24 protein-coding genes are annotated in these 23,671 nt (G+C 55.9%); 9 read left to right on the top strand and 15 right to left on the bottom strand.

Going from position 1 to position 23,671, the window contains the following annotated elements; translation table 11 throughout:
• Positions 1-2: 2 nt before the first annotated feature.
• From A9Q02_RS06420 to A9Q02_RS06410, 3 genes are read left to right on the top strand one after another with little or no spacing between them, the layout of a single operon-like run.
• Positions 3-818: a dolichyl-phosphate beta-glucosyltransferase gene (locus A9Q02_RS06420; protein ID WP_245860421.1), complete on the top strand. Its 816-nt coding sequence runs from the start codon at positions 3-5 to the stop codon at positions 816-818.
• Complete coding sequence (yhbY, locus tag A9Q02_RS06415; RefSeq protein WP_245860420.1) at positions 815-1,129, top strand: ribosome assembly RNA-binding protein YhbY; 315 nt, start codon at positions 815-817, stop codon at positions 1,127-1,129. The genes A9Q02_RS06420 and yhbY overlap by 4 nt, the downstream gene beginning before the upstream one ends.
• Positions 1,126-1,491: a hypothetical protein gene (locus A9Q02_RS06410; protein ID WP_097651514.1), complete on the top strand. Its 366-nt coding sequence runs from the start codon at positions 1,126-1,128 to the stop codon at positions 1,489-1,491. Before yhbY ends, A9Q02_RS06410 begins: the two co-directional genes overlap by 4 nt.
• A gap of 103 nt (positions 1,492-1,594) precedes the next feature.
• Here A9Q02_RS06410 and A9Q02_RS06405 read toward each other — a convergent pair whose 3' ends face one another.
• Positions 1,595-2,023, bottom strand: a complete 429-nt coding sequence (locus A9Q02_RS06405; protein ID WP_097651513.1) for a hypothetical protein — start codon at positions 2,021-2,023, stop codon at positions 1,595-1,597.
• 172 nt (positions 2,024-2,195) lie between these two features.
• On the opposite strand from A9Q02_RS06405, the gene A9Q02_RS06400 reads away from it, so the two are divergent.
• On the top strand, positions 2,196-2,876 hold the full coding sequence (locus tag A9Q02_RS06400) for a metal-dependent transcriptional regulator (protein ID WP_097651512.1): 681 nt from the start codon (positions 2,196-2,198) through the stop codon (positions 2,874-2,876).
• Here A9Q02_RS06400 and A9Q02_RS06395 read toward each other — a convergent pair whose 3' ends face one another.
• The 5 genes from A9Q02_RS06395 to A9Q02_RS06375 form a co-directional block, all read right to left on the bottom strand.
• The gene (locus tag A9Q02_RS06395) at positions 2,877-4,637 is read right to left on the bottom strand and encodes a M61 family metallopeptidase (RefSeq protein WP_097651695.1); all 1,761 of its coding nucleotides are present in this window, start codon (positions 4,635-4,637) and stop codon (positions 2,877-2,879) included.
• Positions 4,638-4,642: 5 nt separating this feature from the next.
• On the bottom strand, positions 4,643-5,704 hold the full coding sequence (locus tag A9Q02_RS06390) for a dipeptidase (RefSeq protein ID WP_141508748.1): 1,062 nt from the start codon (positions 5,702-5,704) through the stop codon (positions 4,643-4,645).
• A 5-nt stretch (positions 5,705-5,709) separates the two neighbouring features.
• A complete protein-coding gene (locus tag A9Q02_RS06385; RefSeq protein WP_097651510.1) occupies positions 5,710-7,545 on the bottom strand; it encodes a hypothetical protein in 1,836 nt (611 codons plus the stop codon).
• Positions 7,546-7,617: 72 nt separating this feature from the next.
• Positions 7,618-9,045, bottom strand: coding sequence for a pyruvate kinase (gene pyk, locus A9Q02_RS06380; protein WP_097651509.1), 1,428 nt, complete (start codon positions 9,043-9,045; stop codon positions 7,618-7,620).
• Positions 9,046-9,063: 18 nt separating this feature from the next.
• Positions 9,064-9,717: a ComEA family DNA-binding protein gene (locus A9Q02_RS06375; RefSeq protein WP_172450722.1), complete on the bottom strand. Its 654-nt coding sequence runs from the start codon at positions 9,715-9,717 to the stop codon at positions 9,064-9,066.
• Positions 9,718-9,955: 238 nt separating this feature from the next.
• Between A9Q02_RS06375 and A9Q02_RS06370 the strand changes: the two genes are divergently transcribed.
• Positions 9,956-10,372, top strand: coding sequence for a hypothetical protein (locus tag A9Q02_RS06370; RefSeq protein ID WP_097651507.1), 417 nt, complete (start codon positions 9,956-9,958; stop codon positions 10,370-10,372).
• Here A9Q02_RS06370 and truB read toward each other — a convergent pair.
• The 8 genes from truB to nusA all read right to left on the bottom strand — a co-directional run bounded on the left by truB (position 10,369) and on the right by nusA (position 17,494).
• The gene (truB, locus tag A9Q02_RS06365) at positions 10,369-11,256 is read right to left on the bottom strand and encodes a tRNA pseudouridine(55) synthase TruB (protein WP_097651506.1); all 888 of its coding nucleotides are present in this window, start codon (positions 11,254-11,256) and stop codon (positions 10,369-10,371) included. The two genes, A9Q02_RS06370 and truB, sit on opposite strands and share 4 nt — an antisense overlap.
• Positions 11,257-11,264: 8 nt before the next feature.
• On the bottom strand, positions 11,265-12,266 hold the full coding sequence (locus A9Q02_RS06360) for a DHH family phosphoesterase (protein WP_245860414.1): 1,002 nt from the start codon (positions 12,264-12,266) through the stop codon (positions 11,265-11,267).
• Positions 12,263-12,853 carry a class I SAM-dependent methyltransferase gene (locus A9Q02_RS06355; RefSeq protein WP_245860412.1) on the bottom strand — a complete coding sequence of 197 codons (591 nt, stop codon included), beginning with the start codon at positions 12,851-12,853 and terminating at the stop codon, positions 12,263-12,265. Before A9Q02_RS06355 ends, A9Q02_RS06360 begins: the two co-directional genes overlap by 4 nt.
• Positions 12,840-13,241 (bottom strand): 30S ribosome-binding factor RbfA, encoded by a 402-nt coding sequence (gene rbfA / locus A9Q02_RS06350; protein ID WP_097651504.1) that lies wholly within the window; start codon positions 13,239-13,241, stop codon positions 12,840-12,842. The genes A9Q02_RS06355 and rbfA overlap by 14 nt, the downstream gene beginning before the upstream one ends.
• Before the next feature lie 66 nt (positions 13,242-13,307).
• Entirely contained in the window at positions 13,308-15,056 is a 1,749-nt protein-coding gene (gene infB, locus A9Q02_RS06345; protein WP_216361463.1) for a translation initiation factor IF-2, read from the bottom strand.
• Positions 15,056-15,715 carry a hypothetical protein gene (locus tag A9Q02_RS25040; RefSeq protein WP_172450719.1) on the bottom strand — a complete coding sequence of 220 codons (660 nt, stop codon included), beginning with the start codon at positions 15,713-15,715 and terminating at the stop codon, positions 15,056-15,058. The genes infB and A9Q02_RS25040 overlap by 1 nt, the downstream gene beginning before the upstream one ends.
• A gap of 132 nt (positions 15,716-15,847) precedes the next feature.
• Positions 15,848-16,153, bottom strand: coding sequence for an RNase P modulator RnpM (gene rnpM / locus A9Q02_RS06335; protein ID WP_097651503.1), 306 nt, complete (start codon positions 16,151-16,153; stop codon positions 15,848-15,850).
• Positions 16,154-16,171: 18 nt separating this feature from the next.
• Positions 16,172-17,494 (bottom strand): transcription termination factor NusA, encoded by a 1,323-nt coding sequence (nusA, locus tag A9Q02_RS06330; RefSeq protein ID WP_097651502.1) that lies wholly within the window; start codon positions 17,492-17,494, stop codon positions 16,172-16,174.
• Positions 17,495-17,919: 425 nt separating this feature from the next.
• On the opposite strand from nusA, the gene A9Q02_RS24130 reads away from it, so the two are divergent.
• The 4 genes from A9Q02_RS24130 (at position 17,920) to A9Q02_RS06315 (ending at position 22,817) form a co-directional block, all read left to right on the top strand.
• Positions 17,920-18,060: a hypothetical protein gene (locus A9Q02_RS24130; protein ID WP_172450716.1), complete on the top strand. Its 141-nt coding sequence runs from the start codon at positions 17,920-17,922 to the stop codon at positions 18,058-18,060.
• 284 nt (positions 18,061-18,344) lie between these two features.
• Complete coding sequence (locus A9Q02_RS06325; RefSeq protein ID WP_097651501.1) at positions 18,345-20,765, top strand: hypothetical protein; 2,421 nt, start codon at positions 18,345-18,347, stop codon at positions 20,763-20,765.
• Entirely contained in the window at positions 20,762-21,721 is a 960-nt protein-coding gene (locus A9Q02_RS06320; RefSeq protein WP_097651500.1) for an ABC transporter ATP-binding protein, read from the top strand. Before A9Q02_RS06325 ends, A9Q02_RS06320 begins: the two co-directional genes overlap by 4 nt.
• Before the next feature lie 43 nt (positions 21,722-21,764).
• Positions 21,765-22,817, top strand: a complete 1,053-nt coding sequence (locus tag A9Q02_RS06315; RefSeq protein WP_097651499.1) for an ABC transporter permease — start codon at positions 21,765-21,767, stop codon at positions 22,815-22,817.
• 66 nt (positions 22,818-22,883) lie between these two features.
• Here A9Q02_RS06315 and lexA read toward each other — a convergent pair whose 3' ends face one another.
• A complete protein-coding gene (gene lexA, locus A9Q02_RS06310) occupies positions 22,884-23,543 on the bottom strand; it encodes a transcriptional repressor LexA (protein ID WP_097651498.1) in 660 nt (219 codons plus the stop codon).
• Positions 23,544-23,671: the final 128 nt, after the last annotated feature.

Raw genomic sequence — 23,671 nt, 5'->3', positions numbered from 1 at the left:
TCGTGTCTGATACGATGCCCTGGCTTTCGATTGTGATTCCGGCTTATAATGAGGCAGGCCGGTTGCCGCACACCTTGACCGTGATCCAGCGCTATTTGGCGACCCAGCCATTTACGAGTGAAGTGCTGGTGGTTGATGATGGAAGCTCTGATGCAACGGCCGATCTTGCTGCCGCGATGCCGGGTGTAGAGGTCTTGCGGCTTGACCATCGGGGCAAGGGGTTTGCGGTACGTGCCGGTGCGCTCGCTGCACGCGGGCACTATGTTCTCTTGTCTGATGCTGATCTCGCAGTGCCGGTTGAAGAGTGGGTGCGCCTCGAACAGATGCTGCAGGATGGCTATGAAGTTGTCATTGGCTCACGTGAGGGTGTCGGCGCAACGCGTGATGGTGAACCCTGGTATCGCCATGTGATGGGGCGTGTCTTCAATGGCTTGATTGCCTTGATTGCCCTGCGTGGGATTAATGATACGCAGTGTGGTTTCAAAGCTATGCCTCGTCACGTGGCCCATGATCTGTTTCGGCGGGTGCGTATTTATGGCGATGATGCGCCGGTGCTTCAGGGGGCTGCCGTGACGGCGTATGATGTTGAATTGCTCTTTCTCGCCCGGAAAATGGGCTATCGCATCGCCGAAGTTCCCGTGCGCTGGCACTATGGTACCGAGACGAAAGTCAATCCTCTCCGTGATTCGTGGCGTAATTTGCGTGATGTGGTGACGGTTCGGCTTAATGATCTGCGTGGGCGCTATCGTGCCGCCCCAATAACGCTTGACTCTTCCGAAGAGGGTTGGCGTGATACGGTTCCTCCAAAAAACTTATGACACAACTGACAAATGCCCAACGTGCCTTTCTGCGCAAAATGGCGCATCCACTCAAGCCCACGGTGATGCTTGGCAAGCAAGGGTTGACGGAACAACTGTTTGCTAAGCTTGACCAGGAGTTGAATGCACACGAGTTGATCAAGGTGCGTTTGATCGATGGCAAAGACCAGAAGCACGAACTTGCCGAGACGATAGTGGCCGCAACCGAAGCTACACTGGTCAGCATGGTTGGCTATGTGCTGGTGCTTTATCGTGAGCAAGCTGACCCTGAACGGCGTACGATCATCTTGCCCCTAGGAGCAGACGGGTGAGCCTTGATGCGTTTGTGATGCGCTGCTGGTTCCTCTGGTGGGGGAGCGTGGCCCTTGTGCTGGCCCGTAAGAGTTTGGTGCCTGCACGCATCATCGGGGTTGACTGGGAGTATCTGTGTGGCGGTAACCCTGCACTCCTGCATGTTCGCTGGATCTATAGTGAAGGTGTGCGCCCGCGTAGTGTAATTGTTGACTTGGTACACTCGGGAGGGCGAGCCAGTGCCACGGTGGGCTATGGGATATGCGCCGCAGTGCTGCCGCTGGCTACCCCGCTTGAAGGCACTTGCGAGGTGTCTTTGAGCGCGACCTATCGCAGCGTTGGGCCTGCGTATACCCTGATTACCCGTGTCAGCATGATTTGACGCAACGGCGCAACGGCGCAATGCTGCGTATGCAGATCCATCAAACCTTGGCGCCTCTGCGGCTTTGCATCAAATACCCCGACGTGTGTGCAAGGTATTGTCCCTAAGCCGAGGACGCCTGGTGGAGCGCAGCGATCTGAGCACGAACTTGCCGTGCAAGCCGTTCCAGTTCGCGGTTGACGACATATTGCCATTCTTCGGCCTCTTTGTCATCGAGGGCTCCCCCTCCATAACGTAGCTCCATCGCCAGATGCCAGCCTTTACGGGCGGCAAATTGCTCAAGTTCTTGCTGGCGGCTCGGCAACCAGCGGCGTTTGATAAACGCACGAAATGCACGCTCCATACGGTGTGAGCCATCGGGGTTGAGTGATGGCAGGGCGAAAAACGGTTCGGCATCACGTGGATCTGGATCGGTTGCTTTGCTAAAATAGAGGGTTTGATGGGGAATAGAGTAGCGCCATTCGCCATCACCGTCATAGTGGGACGGATTATTCGCAATGGCACCAGTGAGCATACGGTCAGTAATTGTCATAATAGCTATCCTCAAGAGTACGACAATGCCTCTACGGGGCGCATGATCGCGCTGCTTCTGCCAGGATAGCATGCTCTGGCGTTGCTGGCAATGTCGGCTTACTGGCGTTTGAGCGAGCTTTATGATACATTGTACGTGCATGTCTGGCCTTGCGGGAAAGGAGCGGAAAGGAATGGCAGAACAGGAAGATCACACCCGTATTACTCCCGCAGTGGAAGACTATCTGAAGTCTATTTATCATCTACAACAGCATCAACCAGTGGTTACGACGTCGTTGCTTGGTGAAGAGCGCGGCTCTCGCCCCGGCTCGGTGACGGGCATGATCAAGAAACTGGCCGAGATGAACCTGGTGCAGCATACACCCTATCAGGGGGTTCAGTTGACCCCGGCTGGTGAGCGGATTGCGCTTGAGGTGATCCGACATCATCGTCTCCTTGAACTCTATCTGGTGGAAGCCCTGGGCTATAGCTGGGACGAGGTACATGAAGAGGCTGAAAAGCTTGAGCATCACATCAGCGAGAAGCTTGAGGCGCGGATTGCTGCTCACCTTGGTCATCCCACCCTCGATCCCCATGGCGATCCCATCCCAAGCCTCGAAGGTACCTTGCCGACGAGTCTCGATCTGCGTCTCGCTGATATGAAAGTGGAAGAGTGCGCTCGGGTGATCCGTATGCGTGATCAGAGCGCTGAACGCCTGCGTTATCTGGCCGACCTGGGCTTGGTGCCCGGTGCATTGGTTGAGATTACCGCAAGTGCTCCCTTCGACGGACCAATTACGGTACGCCTGGGGGCGGTGGTCTATGCCCTTGATCGCCGTATGGCTCGTACGATCGAAGTTGAACGGGTCGAATAATCAGGCCTCTAGCCCAAGCCAGTTGCGGTAGGCTTGCTGTTGCGCTGAACTTTGCTCTTTCATTGGCACGAGTTCCAGCCCGTCGGGTGGGGCCTCGGCCAGGGTGAGTGGCAGGTCGATGAGTTGGTCACCACGGAAAAGCGTGAACCGGACGACCTGACCTGGCTGATGTTCGGCGAGCCGGGCTTGCAGTTTTGTTTCGTTGATCCGCCAACCGTTGATCGCGAGTAGTTCATCGTCGGGGTAGATCCCGGCTGCATACCCTGGGCTATCACTGCGTACGGTTGCCACGATCGTGCGTTGTCCCTCAGACCGCAGCGTTAAGCCTGTCCAGGCGCGTGGGCCATGACGTTTCCACACCAGCACCAGGCCAACCACCGCCAGCGCCGCATGATAGTCGAGCTCGCTTGTCCCAGCAATCGCGTTGGCAAAAAAATCGCGGAAGCGCCCATCGCATCCTCCCGCCACCTCTTCGACCGCAGCAAGGATCGCCCCATCCTCGGGAAGCCCCGTTCCATTGAGGGGATACCGCGCAAAGAGAAGCCGCATAACGTCATCAAATGAGGCCTCTCCGTGGGTTACTTCACGTATCGCAAGATCGAGCAAGAGGCAGACGAGGCTCCCCTTCAGGTAGTATGAAATACTGGAATTGGCGCTGTTTTCATCAGGCCGGTAGAGCTTGATCCAGGCATCGAAGCTACTTGCTTCGAGACTCTGCACATGACGCCCCGGCTGGCTCTGGAGATTGAAGATAGTTTCGCTGAGGCGGGCAAGGTAGCGTTCTGGTTTTATCAGGCCAGCACGCACCAGCAGCAAGTGGTCATAGTAGCTTGTCGCACCTTCAACAAACCAGAGGAGCCGCGTATAATTTTCGGTCTGATAGTCAAATGGGCCAAGTGCGGCTGGTCGCAGGCGCTTCACATTCCAGACGTGAAACAACTCGTGGCTAGTCAGCGCCAGGTAGCGCTCGTAGCTGCGTTCTGGTTGAAATGTCCAGCGATCAACCTGATTGCTCACACTATTGCGGTGTTCGAGCCCACCCCCGCGCCCGTCGGTCAGGTGCAAAATAAACGTATAGCTGGTGTAGGGCAGGTGCCCAAAAAAATCACGCTGAATTTCGACAATACGGCGGGTATCTGCGATCAGGCGGGGCTCTTGTTCATTGCCCTGACCCCAGAGCGCAATCTGATGCGGGATGCCGTCCACGTCAAAAGTCAGGAGCCGGTGTGTGCCACATTCGATGGGACAATCAACTAATTCGTCGTAGTCATTTGCCGTGTAGAGATTGATTTTGGGGCGAGGATCAGGCATCAGGGCATCGCCAACCAGGGGGCGCAGCCCTGTCGTGACGAGCCAACCACTAGGGACATCAATGAGTACCCGCAATTGTTCATTGGTACGCTCGGGGACATACATAAAGACGGTCGCCCCATTGATGTACCCGTGGCTCGCATCGAGATGACTGGTGCGTACGGTGAGCTCATGCGCATACACCTGATAGCGGGCAATGACCTTTGAGGAAGCCTCGGTTGCAATGCGCCAGGTTGATTTGGTTACTTTCTGCCAGGTGAGGGGCTGACCATGATCCGTAGACGCCGAAAAAGACTGGACATGGCGGGCATACTCACGGATCATATATGACCCGGGTGTCCAGACTGGTAATTTCAGGTCTACATAATCATCGGTTACATTGTCAACTTCAACTGACACATGGAACAGATGCGTATGCGGCGCGGGCATCGCAATGGTATAGGTCAACATAGACATCACTCCGGGAGCGCCTGTGCCAGCATCCGCAGCCAGTTATCACCCATGATCAACTGAATATCGGCATCGGCAAAACCGGCACGACTGAGGGCTTCGGCGACACGTGGGAGATCAGCGATGGTGTCAATTTCACGGGGGATCTGCTGACGGCCCAGTCCTCCATCGAGATCGGTTCCAAGGCCTGTGTGGCGGGCATTACCGGCGAGTTGACACACATGGTCAATATGGCGCACGACGAGATCAAGCCCATAGCGTTCTTTCGGCGTACCGCGCTGGTAGTCACGAGCAAGAAAGCCATTGAAAAAGACCGTCCCAATCACGGCACCGTGGGTGATCAACTCTTTGATCATAGCATCGCTGAGGTGACGGTCGGCGTTGAACTGAGGGGCGAGTGAGCGACAGTTGCTGTGTGATGCGATGACCGGGCCATCCCAGCGATCCATTGCCTGCCAGAAACTCTCCTCGGCCATATGGCTCACATCGAGCACGATCTGATTGCGGGCGAGTTCAGGCAAGAGCGCTCGTCCGAGGGGAGTCAGCGGACCTGGCTGTTTCGTACCACCGCAATAGCGTGTGGCTTGCCAGGCTGGTCCGACAAGGCGTACACCCTGTTCTGCCCACCAGGCGCTCTCGGCGGGTTCAGTAATCGGATCGGCATTCTCCATCAACAGCACCAGTCCTAGGGGACTGGTGGCCTGCTTCCAGGTCGCCTGATGGCGGGCGAGATCGGTCTTGGTACGTATAATGCGCACCAGGTCACGCGCTTCGAGTTCTTGATAATACGCGAGTTGGGCCCGGGCCAGCGCGTGGGCTTCGGCAGGCGTCGCATAACTCGCTTCCTGGGCGAGGTCAGTCTCAAGCGCTGAGGCAGGTAGGGTGAAGAGCGTGGCAAAGACCAACCCAACCCCACCGGTACGTAATTCAGGCAACGCAACCGTTGCCTCGCCCTGAGTTTGTGAAGGCGGCTGTTCGTGGGTACGGATTGCCGCAACACCTGCCAAAAGATCACGCTCAAACGTGAGCGCGTTATAGGCGAGATCGAGATGCCCATCAACCAGCATATTGTTCACTCGATATAAGGAAAAAAGAGGTTGGTAACCAGCACTTCGCTTCCTGGCGAGTCATCTGGAATGCGTTCATAAAGGGCAATGACCCTCGCCGCCTGGTCACGTCGTCGCCAGAGGGCTTCCGCGAAACGATTATCAAAGATGACGCCGCGTTCTTTGAGAAAGGCATACAATTGCTTGATCGCGGTACAAAGCTCACGTACCTGTCGTTCTGAGGTATGCGCACTCGATTGAGGATAGTAGAAAAAGAGGCACTCATCCAGGGTGGCATAATCGCCTTCGGCGAGCGTACGTCCATAGAAAGTAGCCAGAAATTCGGCATACACATAGAGCGCCCGGCTGCGCACGCGCGCTGTGGTATCGCGCTTGCCCATCTCACGCAGGTAGTCATAGAATTGACCAATCAGATCGCTACTCTGATCGAGAGCCGCAAGCGTTGTCTGATCTTCAAACTCATCATCTGGATCGTCATAGAGATCCGATTCTTCGTCATCGGCATCATCATCCCAGGCCTCATGCCAATCCTCATCATCATCAAACGCGGTAACGGCGTGATCGACATAATCCACGGGTGCGATGTGATCGATGCGCGGAAAGAGCTCGGGTGCTTGTACGAGCAGCCTATTGAGGTGGCTTGCCACAATAACCTCGGCCTCTTCTGGGCGTGCCTCGCGGAGTCGTTCAACATCACGCGGTGGGAGGATCGCAAAGAGCCGTTCCTGGATTTCTTCGAGTGTATAGGTGTGCGTGTCGACCAAGCGGGCTGGATCTGGCTCATACTCTTCACCCAGCCAGGGATCGTCTAGTTCCCATATACCATCATACAGCGCATCATCGAGCCCCCCAAGGAGGCCATGTTGCCCTGGTTCAGTGTGCTCGAACCGTCCGAAACGGGCCGAAGCGCGCTGGATTTGTCCACTCCAGAGTCCCGCTTCAGCATCGTGTTGACGTGCGTAGCGTAATTCTTTCTGAAGTGCGTCAATTTCGGCGAGTAAGGCGGCATCAACGGCGTGCAGGGCCTGTTCGCTTTGCGGAGGTGCTTCAAAGACCTCATCATGCCCAAAGAGTGACAATACGGGCAAATGCTGAGTTGTCAGAAAGATATCATCGACCAGGTGGAGGCGTCGGTCATTCAGTACGAGGTACTGCCATGGCGTACCAGGATACGTTGTGCGCCACGAGGCCGTCGCAAAAATGGGCAGCACAATCTCATCACAAGGTACGAGCGCCACCTGTGAGCGCCGTACACGTTCAACGATGGCGTCGATTAATTCAGTATCCTGGGCCTGCACTGCGTCATTGCGCAAGGCTGTACAGGGTTCATGCTCAAGGCGCATCGTCACTGGTTGTGCCCTGATCACAGTGACAATGATACTATCACCGGGGCTGAAACCCGTCCGCTCATACCATGCACGGAGATCAACGGCAGGCAAAGAGGGATGGCGAAATTCCTCTTGTTCAATCCCAAGCAACGGAAGCAACTCGCCATCCGTATCTTGCACCAGGCAATCATAGGCGCGCAGACCGGCAAATGGTTGCAGATGCACAACTGGTAGTAATCCGTCCATCAGATCACAGTCACGGGGCTGACAACGAAACGTCAGATCCTGCAAGGCAATGCGGAGAGGGATCAACTGGGTACGGCTGAGCCGTAACCATCCCAACGTCAAGCCATCCCAGCGCAGGCGATCACGAATGGTTGCATATGGATTCTTGGCACTACTTGGACGCCGAGTTAGTACCTGATCAAGCAGGGTGCGTTCATCCACGGAACCCTGGTGCTCTTCAGCAAGGAGACGTAGAATGCTTGCAATTGTAGGCTCGTGGTAGGTCATAAGCCGACTCCATACGTGTGATCACCCCCACGGTTACAGGGTAGCATCAGGTGATGGGGGTGTCAAGCCGTTTTACTGTAACACCAGCACCTTCAGAAAATTAGTTGGCCCAAAGCGGTAGATTGGATGGCCGCCGGTCAGAATCAAAAGATCGCCGTGTTGCACCATCCCGCGCTCGTAGAGTTCTTGCTGGATCCGCTGTTCCAGTTCATCAAGGCGATCTGCCGCCTGAATAAACAGCGGGGTGACGCCCCAGTAGAGGGCTGTACGCCGTGCTATCTCATCACCGGGGCAAATCGCAATAATTGGCACGTGCGGGCGGTAGTGTGAGACCAGGCGTGCGCTGGAGCCTGTCTGGGTCAGGACGGCAATGCCGCGCACAGGCTGACCGCGCGCAATCGTGCATGCTGCATCGGCAATGGCGCGTGGGATCGAAGGCGTCTGCGCAATGGCCCAGCGTGGAATGGCAAGGTCACTTCCGTGATAGGCCGTGCTCCCCTCGATCGAGTCGGCGATCAGCGCCATCATCTGGACGGCTTCGATTGGATAGGCTCCCGCCGCGGTTTCACCACTGAGCATCACCGCATCCGAGCCGTCAAGAATCGCATTCGCAATATCGCTGGCCTCGGCGCGGGTGGGACGTGGATTGGTAATCATCGACTCAAGCATCTGGGTCGCGGTAATGACCGGGATCAAGGCCCGGTTGGCTGCATCAATGATCTGTTTCTGCACCAGGGGAACCCGTTCAGGTGGCATTTCAACCCCAAGGTCTCCCCGTGCAACCATCACCCCATCGGCGACACTCAAGATAGCTGGCAGGACATCGAGGGCTTCAGGCCGCTCGATTTTCGCAATGACGGGCGTGGTTTTGCCAGCCTGCTGAATGATCTCTTTGATCTTGACCACATCAGCGGCGTGACGTACAAAGGAGAGGGCGACATAATCGACCCCGTGCGCAAGCCCAAACTGGAGGTCTTCGAGATCCTTGGCGGTTGCGGCAGGCGCACTGACCCGAACATTAGGCAGATTGATGCCCTGTTTCTCTTTGAGCCGTCCGCCATGCACAACTCGTGTAATGACCTCGGTGGTGCTGTGATCGACGACAACCAGTTCGATCAAACCATCTGAGAGCAAGATACGATCTCGTGGACGAACATCTTGAGGCATGAGTTCATACGTGGTTGTTACACGGGCTGCATTGCCTTCAATGGGCTCGGTGGTAAGGGTGAAGGTCTGACCTGCAACAAGTTCCACGGGGCGACCGCCTTCAAGTTTGCCGGTACGGATCTTGGGTCCCTGAAGATCTTGCAAAATCGCGATATGCTTCCCGGTTTGGGCTGCGGCCTGACGTACCATTGCAATGTGGGCGGCGTGTTCTTCGTGGGTTCCGTGTGAAAAGTTGAGCCGTGCAACATTCATCCCGGCGCGGATAAGCCCCGTAATTCGTTCAGGGGTACTGCTTGATGGCCCCAGTGTCGCGACAATTTTTGTCCGCCGCATTGACTCTCCTATCCTCAATTAGCGTCCCACTGTGACGAGCGCTTCAAGTTGCCCAAAGAGTTTGTCGCCAATCCCAGTCACATCACGCAGTTGTTCAACGGAGGTATATGGTCCCTGCTCTGTTCGGCGTCCGACGATACGTTGAGCCAGAACGGGTCCAACGCCAGGTAACGTTTCGAGTTCGGCAGAGGTGGCTCGATTCAGGTCGATCAGATGTGTCCCTCCTGCCGTATGCGTCGTCTCACCTGGATCTGCACGAGAAGCCTGCCCATCATGTTGATAGGGCACATGAATATGATCTGCATCGAGGAGGGGTTGGGCCAGATTGATAGCTTCGGTAGCCGCATCGGGTGTAAAGCCGCCAGCGGCCATCACCACATCTTTGATCCGCGCCTCGGCAGGAAGGCGGTAGACATCAGGTCTGAGGACGGCTCCTGAGATATAGATCACGAGTTCGACTGGTTCAGCCGCTTCTAGGGCTTCAACCGGCGCATCAAGCGGGACAACATCAGCGAAGAGATCGGATGGTTGACTCAAGCTCGATGTGAACGCTACCGGTTGCGGTTGCGACCAGCGATTGCCAAGGCCTACTCCTGCCACAATGATCCCCAGCGCAAAACAGACGACAGCTGCAATCAGGCGAGGTTGACGTAACCAAAATTCACGATCCATGCGGTATGGTTCCATTTTCAGTCATCGTTCTTTCAGCGAGTCAACCGTGTGTCTGAGGTCAGGCGTGGGGTAGACTCACCTATTTATACCGTTTGTGACTGGAAAATGGTGCGTGTGTGGTTTTATTATACCAAACCACTCCGTGGTTGTTGTTCAGAAGCCGCAGGCCCCCCAAATCCTTGTCAGAAATGGTACAATGAGTATACTGCTCGTCGCTACCACAGAGTATGGAACAATTATGCATAAACCAGACCAACCGGATCCTGATATGCAGTTATCAGACCAACCAGATCCCACGCATGAATCTGAGTTACCGACCTATCAGATCGATCTTGATCCCAGCCTGATCGGGCAGATTCTTGCCTCGTATAATCTCCTCGGGGTTGCCTATGGCGAAGCTGATGCTCAGACCATCGCTGAAAATCGTTTTGCCGGTTATAACTTCCGTGTTGATCTTATGCACGAGCCGCCACAGTGGTCGCTGGTGGTGAAGGTTCAGCCGCTCCTTGACGCAGGAGTTCGGCTTCGCTTGCCTGATCGGATGCTTCGGGGTATGTTTGACCATCAGGGTCTCATCGTCTTTCGTGATCTGCCCGTTGAGGGCTTGAAAGAGCACGTTGAACTTACGGTTGAGTTCGAGGCGGGCTCTAACTAGTCTGGGCCTGGGCGAAAGACTTTGACCGGCTGCCATACGTGGTGATCAGCTTCCTGCCGTTTCAACAGGGCCAACAAGCTCTGATCAGAGCAATGAGCACGTAGATACATATCAGGCATTGGCGGCAAGGTGACTGGCATGCCATGCGCGATCCGTTGGGCCTGTTCATCTTCTACGATGATGGCTGTCCAGTCGGCAAGCGCTGTTTCTGGGGGCAGCAAGGCAGCGGTCAGGAGATCAGGGTTGTCGCGCAACTTGCTCAGCGGAACGGCGTTGGCAAGGGTGAAATGACCGACAAATGTTCGCTCGAGGTTGGCGAGATGTGCGCCACACCCGAGGGACGCCCCAAGGTCACGGGCAAGTGCACGAATATAGGTTCCCTTGCCGCATGTCACCTCCAGACTGAGGGTATCTTCACGCGAGCGATGCCAGGCCAAGTGATGAATCATCACTGGACGTGGCGGCAAGGTTACCGTCTCACCCGCTCGTGCCAGATCATAGAGGCGTCGTCCCTGATGATGAAGCGCCGAATAGTGTGGTGGTACTTGCATAATAGCCCCGCGAAGGGGCGCGACTGCGGCCTCAATCTCTGTATCGGTGAGAGGTGGTACGGGTTGCTGGCTAAGTATGTCGCCCTCAGCATCGTCGGTTGTTGTCGTTATCCCCAGGCGCACCAACCCGCGGTAGCCCTTGTGCGCATCACTCAGGTACTCGATCAGCCGGGTTGCCTGTCCGAGGGCGATCGGTAACACTCCTGTTGCTGCTGGATCGAGCGTACCTGCGTGGCCCACCTTGATGCCTCGGCCAACCATTCGGCGAACGCTGGCGACAACATCATGAGACGTCATTCCCGTCGGCTTATTTAGATTCAAAAAGCCATGCATTGGGATGTTCACTGTGCCTGCTCAATGGCTGCCCGTAGCAGGGGTAACACCGTGGCCTGAGCCTCCTCAAGCTTCATTGGCAAGGTGGCCCCGGCAGCCTGTTTGTGTCCACCTCCACCCCAGGTACGGGCAATGGCGGCTACATCAATCCCTGGTATCGAACGAAGACTGAGCTTGACCGTGCCATCAAAGCGTTCTTTGAAGAGGGCCGCAATCTGCATGCCCTCGACGCGTTGCAATTGCCTGATCGCATCGTCGGGGGCCTCGTCACCTGCCCGCGTGCTTGCCATCTGCTGTTGCGTCACCGTTGTCCAGATCAACCCGTCTTCACGTTGCATGCCACTGAGCGTCAGGGCACTGAGGCGCACTACACTTTCGGGGACGCTGAAGTAGATCGCCGAGATGACGGTGCGTTGATCAGCGCCTGCTTCGAGCATATCTGCTGCAATGCGCAGCGAACGAGGTGACGTACTACTTGTTTGGAAACTCTGCGTATCAGTTGTCAGGCCAAGCAGCATGCTCGTGGCCGCAGCTGGTCGGATGGGCAACTCCATCGCCTGGAGCAACCGGAAGAGCAATTCGGCAGTTGAAGCCGCAGAAGGATCGATCAAATTGACGACCCCGCCGCCGTCATTGGTGACATGGTGATCGGTAATGATCAATGGTCGTGCGGCAAGGGCAGCTTCGTGATCGTCAAATACTGCCCCAACCCGACTCAGGGCTGCGGTATCAAGCATCCAGATCAAATCGACCTCAGGGAAGGCGCTGCCCCGCTGATAGATCTGCACCTCATCGATCCCTGCGAGGCACCTGGTATAGTCGGGGATCGCCGATGACGCCAGGGCCGTCACCTGTTTACCAACATCGCGCAGCGCGTGGAAAGCACCGAGCATCGAACCAATCGCATCGCCATCAGGATTGACGTGCGTGAGCAAGAGAATATGCTGTGCCTGATCGATCTGGGCGCGAAAGGCTGGCGCGGCACGTGTAGGGTCAGAATAGATCATCATAGTGATAGCGAAGGATAGATGCGATAAACAGTATAACCAGAGCGCTTCTTCATCTCTTTCAGGCGCAACTGATGGCGTGGCCCGAGCCGAGGGATCAGGTGATTCAAGCCGCTCACTACCACAAACCAGTAAACACCATCGGGAGCGAGGAGGGTCAGCGGTTTGAGGATAAACTCCTCTTCAATGGCCGCATCACCGATCTTCGCGGGAATGTTCGAGACGATCAGATCGTAGGGGCCAGGTGGCACCTGTTCGAGCCCAACACTCCCGATCACGGTCGCATTGGTTACGGCATTAAGGGTCAGATTATGGCGGGCATAACGCACCGCGAGCAGATCCTTATCGGCCATCACCACCTCGGCATCGGGGAAGCGCCGGGCCAGGGTAATCCCGATCACCCCACAACCACAGCCCAGATCGAGAATCCGGGTTGGCGGGTTGGGCATAGCAATCGTACGGAGCAGCAAATCGGTGCCATCGTCAACCTGAAACGACGAAAAGAGCGTATGGCCCACATCAAACGCAAAAGGCTGATGGTGGAGGGTATAGGTAATGCGCTTTTTATAATAAGCGTCAGGCCCGTCCATGATCCTCGGGTTCATCATCAAGTTTTGGCGGATTAGCCTTGCGTTCAGCTTCTACTTCATGCAGCACTTCGTCGATACGCATGGTATAGGCAAGCGATGTATCGTGTACCAGACGTAATTCAGGCACAAAGCGCATATGGTTCATCTCTTCGGCGACACGCTTGCGCAAAAAGCCACGTGCGCGTTGCAAGCCTTCCATGGTTGCGGCTTGTTCATCGGGCTCGCCCATCACCGAGACACGCACCGTGGCGCGTTGCAGATCGGCACTCACCTCGACACCCGTAACCGTGGCAAAACCGACGCGTGGGTCTTTCAACTCGTACTGGATCACCTGACCGAGGATCTGCTGCATCGTATCGGCGACCTGTTGTAAGCGTTGTTTGGACATACATGTTCCGACTTGTTGTGCAGTCTGGAGTGGTGAAAACCACTCCAGACCTCATCACGAACGGATCTAGAGCGTTGCCTCGACCCGTTCTTCGCGATAGAACTCCATATTATCGCCGACCTGAACATCGCCGAAGCCATCAACAATCAAGCCACACTCATAGCCTGAGGTCACCTCACGGACATCGTCCTTAAAGCGCTTGAGGCTACTAATGCGCCCATCGTGGATAACCGCGCCATTGCGGAGGACGCGCACCTTCTGGCCTGTGCGCGTGATCTTGCCATCAGTCACATAGAGACCAGCGACGACCTCACGCGAGGGCAAGCGGAACGTATTGCGCACATCAGCGAAGCCTTCGACAACCTCCTTAAAGGTTGGCGCGAGCATACCCACCATCGCCTTTTTGATATCATCGGTCAGTTGATAGATGATATTGTAGAACCGAATATCAATGCCTTGATGTTCGGCTGCCCGGCGGGCAGCGGGGTCAGGGCGGACATTAAAACCAATAATGATCGCCTGCGATGCCATTGCGAGGTTCACATCGCCCTCACTGATGGCACCGGTGGCGCGATGGATCACCCGGATCTGCACCTCATCTTGCGACTCACTGAGTTGCTTGAACTGGTGCTCGATCGCTCCGAGCGAGCCTTGCACATCAGCTTTCAAGATCACATTCAGATCTTTGACCTGTCCCTGTTGTACTTTACTGAAGAGATCCTCGAGAGTCGTACCTCGTGTTGATGCAATAGCCTCCATCCGGGTCTGGCGTGTTCGTTGGAGGGCTACCTCGCGGGCGATGCTGAGGTCATCAATGACCTGGAGAATATCGCCGGCCTGGGGTACGCCTTCAAGCCCAAGGATTTCCACAGGGGTGGAAGGCTCAGCGTGACGGAGGCGTTTGCCACTATCGCTAAACATCGACTTGATCTTGCCCGAGACCCCACCGACGAGCACATTATCTTCGGGGCGGAGCGTGCCATTCTGGATCAAGACAGTTGCAACCGACCCTCGATTCTTATCGAGTTCGGCTTCAATAATTGTCCCGATAGCAGGTGCATCAGGATTCGCTTTAAACTCTTCGATATCGGCCACGAGCAAAATCATCTCGAGAAGGCCGTCGATATTCAAGCGAGACTTTGCCGAGACTTCTACCGAGGGCACCTCACCGCCATAGGCCTCAACCACCACATCGTGGGCAGCGAGTTGTTGCTTGATACGATCAATATTTGCGGTTGGCAGATCGATCTTATTAATCGCGACAATCATCGGCACGCCGGCTGCTTTCACGTGACTAATAGCTTCAAGCGTCTGAGGCATCACACCATCATCGGCTGCGACGACCAGCACAACAATATCGGTGGCCTGGGCTCCACGCGCACGCATCGCGGTAAAGGCTTCGTGGCCAGGCGTATCGAGAAACGTGATCTTGCGATGATTGACCTCGATCTGATACGCACCGATATGTTGGGTGATACCGCCGGCTTCACCTTCGGCAACGCGAGCGGAGCGGATCGCATCAAGCAATTTTGTCTTGCCGTGATCGACGTGGCCCATAATGGTCACCACTGGTGGCCGTGGGCGAAGTTCACCTGGTGCCTGGGCATTGAGCACATCTTTAACATTATCCACAATGCCTATCAGTTGTTCGGGCACTTTCTCGGTGGTTTCGATGGTGAAGTCTGCCGCAATCAACGCAGCGGTCTCGTAATCAATTTGCTGATTAATGGTTGCCAGCACCCCACCTTTCATCAGCGCCTTCAGGATTTCAGATGCTCCGATCCCGGTGGCCTCAGAAAGCTCACGTACTGTCATCACACTCGGCAATTCAACGGGGCCACGCGGGCGCGCTGGCACGACAGGCCCTGTACGTCCCCCAGGCCCAGGCCGTCCAGAGGGGCGGCCACGACCACCGCCGAAATTACCCTCACGTTCATCACTGCCAGGCCGACTGCCACTCGGTCGACCACCGCGGCTCCCGCCAGTGCCGCCTCCTGGTCGACTATTGCGATTTGCATTTCCGCCGGGGCCACGATTACTGCCGCCGCCGGGGCCACCGGGGCCGCCAGGGCCACGGCTACCGCCGCCGGGGCCACCGGGGCCACGATTACTGCCGCCGCCGGGGCCACCGGGGCCACGGCTACTACCGCCGGGGCCACCGGGGCCACGGCTACTGCCGCCGGGGCCACCGGGGCCACGATTACTGCCGCCGCCGGGGCCACCGGGGCCACCGGGGCCACGGCTACCGCCGCCGGGGCCGCCAGGGCCACGGCTACTCCCGCCACCGGGGCCACGCCCCCCGGAGCCACCAGGCCCTCCGGAGCCACCAGGCCCTCCAGAGCCACGGTTACTCGGGCCACCGGGGCCACGTCCACCGGAGTCACCGGGGCCACGCCCTCCGCCACTACCAGATCCGCGGTTGCCACCACCTGGCCCACCCGAGTCACGACTGCCAGTAGCAGAAAGATCGGCATCACGGGAAGAGACGCCTGTAGTAGGTTTCATTTCTTGTTATCCTTTCACTTCCCTGAGCCGTTCAGGTGGCCGAATGCCACCCCAACCGACCAATGGAGCTAATTTTTGTCTGTACTTACATTATCAGCGCTTCATATCTTCGTTGTTTCTAGATCGCGCACATATGCCAGTAACAGAGCACTCACGTCAGGTTCAATACTTGCCACTCGTAGGGCTCGTTCGAGGTGATGCCGCTTGAGGGCGACCTCCCAGCAGGTTATCTCAGGGCAGAGATAGGCCCCACGTCCATTGAGGCGGCCCGTTGGATCAACCACTACCTGCCCCTCAGCGTTACGCACGACGCGAACAAGGCCTTGTTTTGCGTCGGTACGTCGACAGGCAACGCAGGTACGTTGAGGAACGGGCCTAGTTTTACGTAATCCTGACGGATGTGCCATCTTCACCTCACGGGCAAGCTATTCTTCTTCTTCGCTATCACCCTCACCTTCAATCAGGATATAGGATGCGATCAAGCGATCACGGTCATAGATATACAACTTTTGTGATGTTGTGCGAAGTTGTACAGTCTCACCGAGCAGTTCATTCCCGAGCGGTCCATAGCGATGGTTTTGATACATCACGGTACCATCAGGCCGCACCTTGCGATTTTCAACCCGAGCGTGTGAAAGCTCAGCTTCGGTTTGCATCTGTTCAGCCTCGGCAAAGCCGCGCGCTTCTGAGGATGCCCGTTCTTCTTCCAAGAGGGTAGTTGCGCTCTTGATATCAATACGCCAGCCGGTTAATTTTGCGGCGAGGCGAACATTCTGCCCCTCTTTGCCAATTGCCAGGGAGAGTTGCTTATCGGGGACGATCACGAGGGCTGCGTGTTCATCTTCATTCAGATGAACCTCAACCACTTGAGCTGGTGAAAGGGCATTGGCGATGAAATCTTTGGGATCAACTGACCATTGCACCACGTCAATTTTTTCGCCGTTCAGCTCATTGACAATATTCTGAATACGGATACCCCGCATTCCAACGCACGAGCCTACGGGATCAATCCCTTCTTGACGGGCGGCCACGGCCACCTTCGTGCGTAAACCTGGCTCACGGGCAATTGACTTAATCTCCACCGTGCCATTGTAAATTTCAGGCACTTCCATCTCAAAGAGGCGCATGATCAACTGTTTGTGCGTACGTGAAGCAATCAGACGAGGGCCACGATCCTCACGTCGGATCTCCATCAAGTAGACTTTCAGGCGTTGACCGTGATAATAGCGGTCGTTATCCACCTGCTCTTTCGGTGGGAGGATGGCCTCGGCTTTGCCCATTTCGAGGATGACATTGCCTTTGGCCATACGTTGAACTGTCGCAGTGATCAGTTCCCCCTCACGATCCATATATTCGCCATAGATATACTCACGCTCAACTTCTTTGATTCCCTGGAGCACAACCTGTTTCGCCGTTTGTGCGGCGATGCGCCCGAAGTCATGCGGCGTACTCTCTACCATGATCGTTTCGCCGAGTTGTGCATCTGCCTTGACTTTCTGGGCATCGGCGATATCTATTTCAAAGCGCTCATCGAGTACATCATCAACAACCTGTTTTTCGGCATAGACCACGGCCGCCCCGGATTGTGGGTCAAGGCGGACCGTAACCTCCATAGGGGGGAGGTTTGTTCCCAGGGTGCGCTTATAGGCTGTGATGAGGGCTTTTTCCATCACGTCTAAAATTGCCTCTTTGGGAATGCCCCGTTCTGCCGCAATCTGTGAAATCGCTGTATAAAAATCGCTCTTCATTGGTTTACTTCTCGCCTACAATTAAGAAAAGTGGGGGCTACCCACTTTTCCAGAACCTCACAACTCAGGCCGCAATGCTAATAGATTGGCACGCGCAACCACTTCTGGTTGGGCGATACCTTTGCCTGGACGCAAACTCAGCGATACTTCATCGCAGTGTTCCTGAACGGGCTAATGCGGCGTGACCGAACGGTTTTTTGAAATAACATGCACAGCAAGGCAGCAAGATGCTGCGCACGCAACCGTGTCGCGGTGACAGTATAACATCTCTAGATCGCTTTGGCAAACCTGTGGTTTGCCAAAATTGTGAGTAAAAACTCACAATTTTGGTATGGACGTGGTGCCTAATCTTAGGTATACTTATTACATAGACAACCACGTCGCCTGGCGACGATGGTAGTGTCATAGTCGAAAGGATTGCTGCTATGGCTCTTTTCTTCATGCTGGTTGTGATGGCCGCCCTCTTGGCGCTGCTCTTCGTAGTCTCCTTCGTGTCTTTGCAGCGTGAGCCTGTGCTGCTTCCGATTGAGCGTTCATCTCGTCATGTACGACGTCGCGATATGTAGGTCGATCCTGGCAAGGTACGAGAAGGTTTGACGAATACCGTCAAGCTTTCCGCGTGCCTTGCCAACTTCTCTCTTCTTGCCACCTTCGGCTGGTTGCCCCGTCTGCCCTTCCGAGTGTTTGCCTAGTTTGCATGTAGTTTTTTGCGTTATAGCGCTTGCTATCACGCTTTTTTCAGTTTGCTCCTGGCAGTTCAGTATTATACTGTGGGCGGTAGTGGTTGAGAGGTCACTCCCGCCTTGTTGCGTTGGCCCCGGTAGGTTTGCTTGTCTGAAGGCACGCATCTATGAAGTCGCGCTCACTGCACTGGTTGCCTGTGCTGCTGGCATTGGTGGTGCTCGTTGCACCTATGCCAGCGCTTCGTGCTGCTCAAGTCGAGACGTTGTCGTTGCAAGCCAGGCCGTTGTTTGGCGATCTCTTTCGCACGGCGACCTGGTTTCCTGTGGTTGTTGAGGTCGAAAACCGTGGTGTCGATCGCACGGTGCAAGTGCAGGTTGGTACGCGTGACGGGGCACAGTATGCAGTATTGCTTGAGTTGCCTCGTGAGGCACGCAAGGCGGTGACGCTCTATGCATATATGACTCCTTCGTCACGGCGTCTTTTTGTCCGCGTGCTGGAAGACGGGCGCGAACTGGCAACCCAGCCACTGCAGTTGATGCCAGCGAATGCACGGGCGCATGTGATTGGTGTTGTTTCTGATCGTGATCGTCCGCTGCGCTTGCCCGAGCGGTTACCTGATGGTCAACCTTTGCTGGTTATGCCGGTCATATCTGCCGATCTCCCTTCCCATCCCCTTGGTCTGACGATGTTTCATACGCTCCTCCTCGATGAGATCACGGCTAACGAGTTGCGCGACGACCAACAGATGGCTTTGCATGAATGGGTTGTGCGGGGGGGGCGCCTGATGATTGGTGGCGGCGATCAGCTTCCGGGTTTGCTTGCCAGCCTCTCCGCTTCGCTTCGTGCAGCGCACGTGGTTGAAGTGAGGCCGTTGTCGGCGGCAGCATTGGTGGGTACGCCAGGGGTTGCCGTTGCGGATGTGCCGTTTGCGCGGCTTGAGCCGGTTGCAGATCAAGCGGGTCGCTTGTCCTATCGCTTGCCACTCACATTGCCAGGAATTGATGATTCCATTGCTGTGGAACAGACGCTGGGGCAGGGTTTAATTACCGTCCTTGCCGTGCCGCCCGGTCACCCGACCTTGCTCGCCTGGGATGGGTGGAGTTTCTTTTGGGGTGAGTTGTTGCGCTCGGCTAGTCCGCTTCCTCCGGGTTTTGTACCGGAACAGACGAGTGTGGATAGTTTTCTCGAGAGCAATATGGCGGCGAGTCTGACCAGTTTGCCTGCCCTCGAGTTTCCTCCACTTGGTTTGTTGATGGTGCTGGTGGCGACCTATATTCTGCTGGTTGGGCCGGGTACCTTTCTGCTGCTGCGTCATCTCGACCGTCAGGCGCTTGGTTGGATCGTGGTTCCGCTGATTACCCTGGTCTTTGCAGGCTTGACCTATGGGGTCGGGTTCTGGCAGCGGGGCAATGCGGTACTTTTCAATCAGGTGACCCTGATTGAACCGGCTGCAGGGAGTGGGGGTGTTGCGCGCGCCCGTTCGTTTCTCGGGATTTTTTCGCCCCAACGTGAGGAGTACACCCTCCCTGTCCAGACTGTTGTCTCGTCGCGTGTCCCACCGCTGATGCGCCCGATCTCGATCCAGGGGCCCTGGGATATGACCCTGCCGAGCGGCGGGATTTACCATCAAGATGACCGTTTTAGCGCCGTACGTGATCTGACGATTGCGCAGTGGTCGATGCGCGCCTTGATGACCGATACGTCGATTCCGCTGGAAGGGTTGCAGTCAAGGCTAATCTTTCATGGTGAGCGTCTTGAAGGCGAAGTGACGAATAACACCCCGCTCATCCTGCGTGAGGCGCATCTGATGCAGGGTAATCAGGTCTTGCGCCTTGGCGATCTGGCTCCTGGTGCGACAGCGAGCGGCGTCTTGCAGGTGGTGCAACAGGATCAGATGTTTGGCACGGTCTTTGTGCCGGTTAGCTATCTTATGTATGGCGAGGAACTGCAGCAGCAGGGCCTCCCCGGTGGTCAACCACTTGGTCCCGATCTTCAACAACGGGTACGGATTCTTGATGCACGGTTTAGTTATGGGCCAGGACAGCATCAGAGCGAACCGTTGCTGGTGGCCTGGGCTGATACGGCTGCGGTGCGTTTTGGTGACGAGCAATTGCGGGTGGATCGCCAGGAACTGGCCTTGATTACGGCGGTTCCGCGCATCGAAGTCAGCGTCACCGAGGTGAACCTGAGCGAGCAATGGATGCAGGTTCAGTTTGAGCCGAGTGCAACCAATTTCTGCTATGGGGGCCAGGGCAATGGCCTCGCGCTGATGCCGCAGCCGCAGGTCTTGCAGTTGCGGCTGCCGCGTGATCTGTATGGGTTGCGCCCAACGGCGTTGACGTTGTTGACCAGCGGCGATGGGGGGTGGCCTGACGGTACCAACGTAGCCCTCTATGATTGGGTGACGGGCAATTGGGTTGTCCAGTCGGTTGGTTCGAGTATGGCTGATCGCTCTTTTGCTGTGGCCCAACCTGAGCGCTTTCTGAGCAGCAATGGGACGGTACGGATGCAGGTGAGCAATGAGTTGCCACAGGTCGCTTTTAGTTGTGTTTACCTTGGAATCAGTGTCAGAGGAGCCTTGCCGTGATCCCTGCGATTGAGACGATCAATTTAAGCCGCCGTTATGGGCGTATGATCGCGCTTGACCAACTCAATTTACGGGTTGAGCGTGGCAGTATTTATGGCTTTATCGGGCCGAATGGGGCGGGTAAAACGACGACCTTGCGCTTGCTTGCCGGTCTTCTCGAGCCGTCGAGTGGTGAAATTCGGCTTTCGGGACAACGGTTAGTACCGGGAAGTGGTCAGCGTCTCGTCGGGTATATGCCTGATTTTTTTGGCGTCTATGATGATCTGCGGGTCTGGGAGTATCTCGATTTTTTTGCCCGTTGTTATGGTATTCCATCGGATCGTCGTAGTCGTACGGTTGATGAGTTGTTGAGTCTGGTTGATCTCAGCAGCAAACGCACCGCGTATGTGCAGACGCTCTCGCGGGGGATGCAGCAACGACTGTGTCTGGCACATGCGCTGGTGCATAATCCACCGGTACTGTTGCTAGACGAGCCAGCCAGTGGTCTTGATCCGCGGGCGCGCGTTGAACTGCGTGAGTTGTTGCGTACCTTGCGTGAAATGGACAAAACCGTGGTGCTGAGTTCACATATTCTCAGCGAACTGGCCGAAATCTGTACCGAAATTGGGATCATCGAAAGTGGCAAAATGGTGATCAGTGGGCCTGTTGACGAAGTTCGGCGCCAGTTGCAAGGCGGGGCGCAGTTGCGGATCCGCGTGCTGCACAGTGTTGAACAGGCCGAAATTGTTTTGCGCGGACTCGTTGGCACGGCAAGCGAAACGTTGCCACATCTGCGGAAGGTGCGGCTTGCGCCAACCGAAGAACGAACCCTGATTATCGAACTTGACGAAGCGGATGAGACGTTGCAGATGCGCCTGCTGCACTATTTGATTGGTCAGGGTCTGGCGATCAGTGAATTCCGTGCTCAGGCCGAGAATCTGGAAGAACTCTTTTTACGGCTGACGGCGGGTGAGTAGTGGGCAAGGTACGTGGGTACAGGTCTTGAGAGATGAGGCGCGGATGCGAGCATGGCATTTTCAACTGAACCCGATCATTGTCAAAGAGGTGCGCACCCGGATGCGGGGCATGCGTCCGTATCTGATCTTGACGGGATTTCTGGTGTTGCTGGCGCTGACTGGGTTGGGCATCTATCAACTGATGTTGCAGCAAGCGCGTTTTGGGGGGACAGTGCTGAGTGCGCAGGTTGGCCAGGCGCTCTTCCGTGGGCTCAGTTTTGTGGAATTGCTCTTGATTATTATGCTGGCCCCAGCCTTGACGAGCGCGACGATCAGCAGTGAGCGAGAGCAACTTACCTACGATATGCTCATGGCTACCCCGCTGCGTCCTGGGCAACTCCTCTGGGGCAAGTTGTTTGCCGCCTTGAGTTACCTCTTTTTGCTCATTTTTGCGTCGCTGCCAGTCTTTAGCATTGTACTGGTCTTTGGCGGAGTAGAACCCAAGGCGCTAGTCAAGACGGTGGTGCTCTTGCTGGTGACGACGGTTGCCTTTGGCGCGATCGGGCTCTTTTGTTCGAGCCTTTTTCGGCGTACGGCCCGGGCAACGACGGTTGCCTATCTGCTGGTCGTGCTCTTGATTGGTGTTCCGCTGCTCATCGGGGCCGTGTGGGGCCAGTTCAGTAACCCACCGGGGCAACCACCGCCCCCAATGCTCTACTATCTAAACCCACTCAGTGCGCTCTTTGCGGTGACAACGATTGAGCCAGGGGTGATCGAAGGTGGCTTTGATCCAGGGATGATGCCGTTTATTGCTTTTGACTTTTCGACCGGGGGCCTGCCCTTTTTGCACCTCTTGAGCTCGGGGGTAATCTTTTACGGCCCGGCTGGCGTGGTCGTCATACCGATCTATCGGGCGACCCTGATTGGGTATAGCCTGATGACGGTGTTGCTCTGCTGGATGAGTGCGCATCTTGTCTTGCCGCATCGCCGTTGGCATCTGCGCTGGACTGATCTTGGTTTTGCTTTGCTGCTGATCGGGCTTGGGGCGGTTGCGTACTTCACCCATGCATGGTGGTATCTTGTGCCGCCACCGCTAGTGATGGGGCCAGCGGGATGAAGAGACCTGAGGGAGGAAAGAACGCCAGCTTAGCTGGCGTTCTTTCCTCCCTCAGGCCTCTGTGGTCTATTCAACGCTACGGATCACACCGACCACGCGCCCCTGAATATGCAGATTATCAGGCGTCGTAAAGATCGGCTCCATCGTCACATTGGCTGGTTGCAAGCGGATGCGTTCACCCTCGTGGTAGAACTTTTTGAGAGTGACTGCATTTTCGTCAACAAGGCGAGCAACGACGGTCTGCCCATTATCGGCGGTCTCTTGATAGCGCAAGAGCACGATATCACCGTCGCCGATCAGCGCATCAACCATTGAATACCCACGTACCTTTAGGGCATAGACATCACGCAATTTGTCGGCTGAACCCAGTTCAGCGGGCACCTCGATCTGTTCCGCATCCTCGACATTGATCGCTTCAGGGTCGGGCAAGGGTGAACCAGCGGTAATCATCCCGAGCATTGGTACCGTAAAGCCGTGTGACGTTACCACGGTCTGATCAAGAGTCATCCCTGGAATGCTGATGCCGCGGGAAATTTTGCCATCGCGGGAAATTTTGCCTTTCTCTTCCAGGATGCGCAGATTGTAGGCGACAACCGACGTTGAACTGATGCCGAGGTCATTCTGAATATCACGAATGGCTGGCGGATAGTTGTTCTTTTTGAGAAAGTCCCTGATGTAGTTCAGAATCTTCTCCTGGCGTACGGAAAGCCCATTTGAAGACCGCATATGCCCTGTCCTTTCTTCAGGCCGTAGCCCAGACAGGGGCCAACGGCAGATGGATGCATTGTTCAATCGCCGACCTTGACACGATAGAACGTATGTAGGATGTATTATAGCAAGCAAACACTTGTGCT

This window comes from Candidatus Chloroploca asiatica, from assembly GCF_002532075.1.
Taxonomy (GTDB): Bacteria; Chloroflexota; Chloroflexia; order Chloroflexales; family Chloroflexaceae; genus Chloroploca; species Chloroploca asiatica.
The sequence above is the reverse complement of the archived record's forward strand: the minus strand, read 5'-3'. Positions and strand labels throughout refer to the sequence as shown.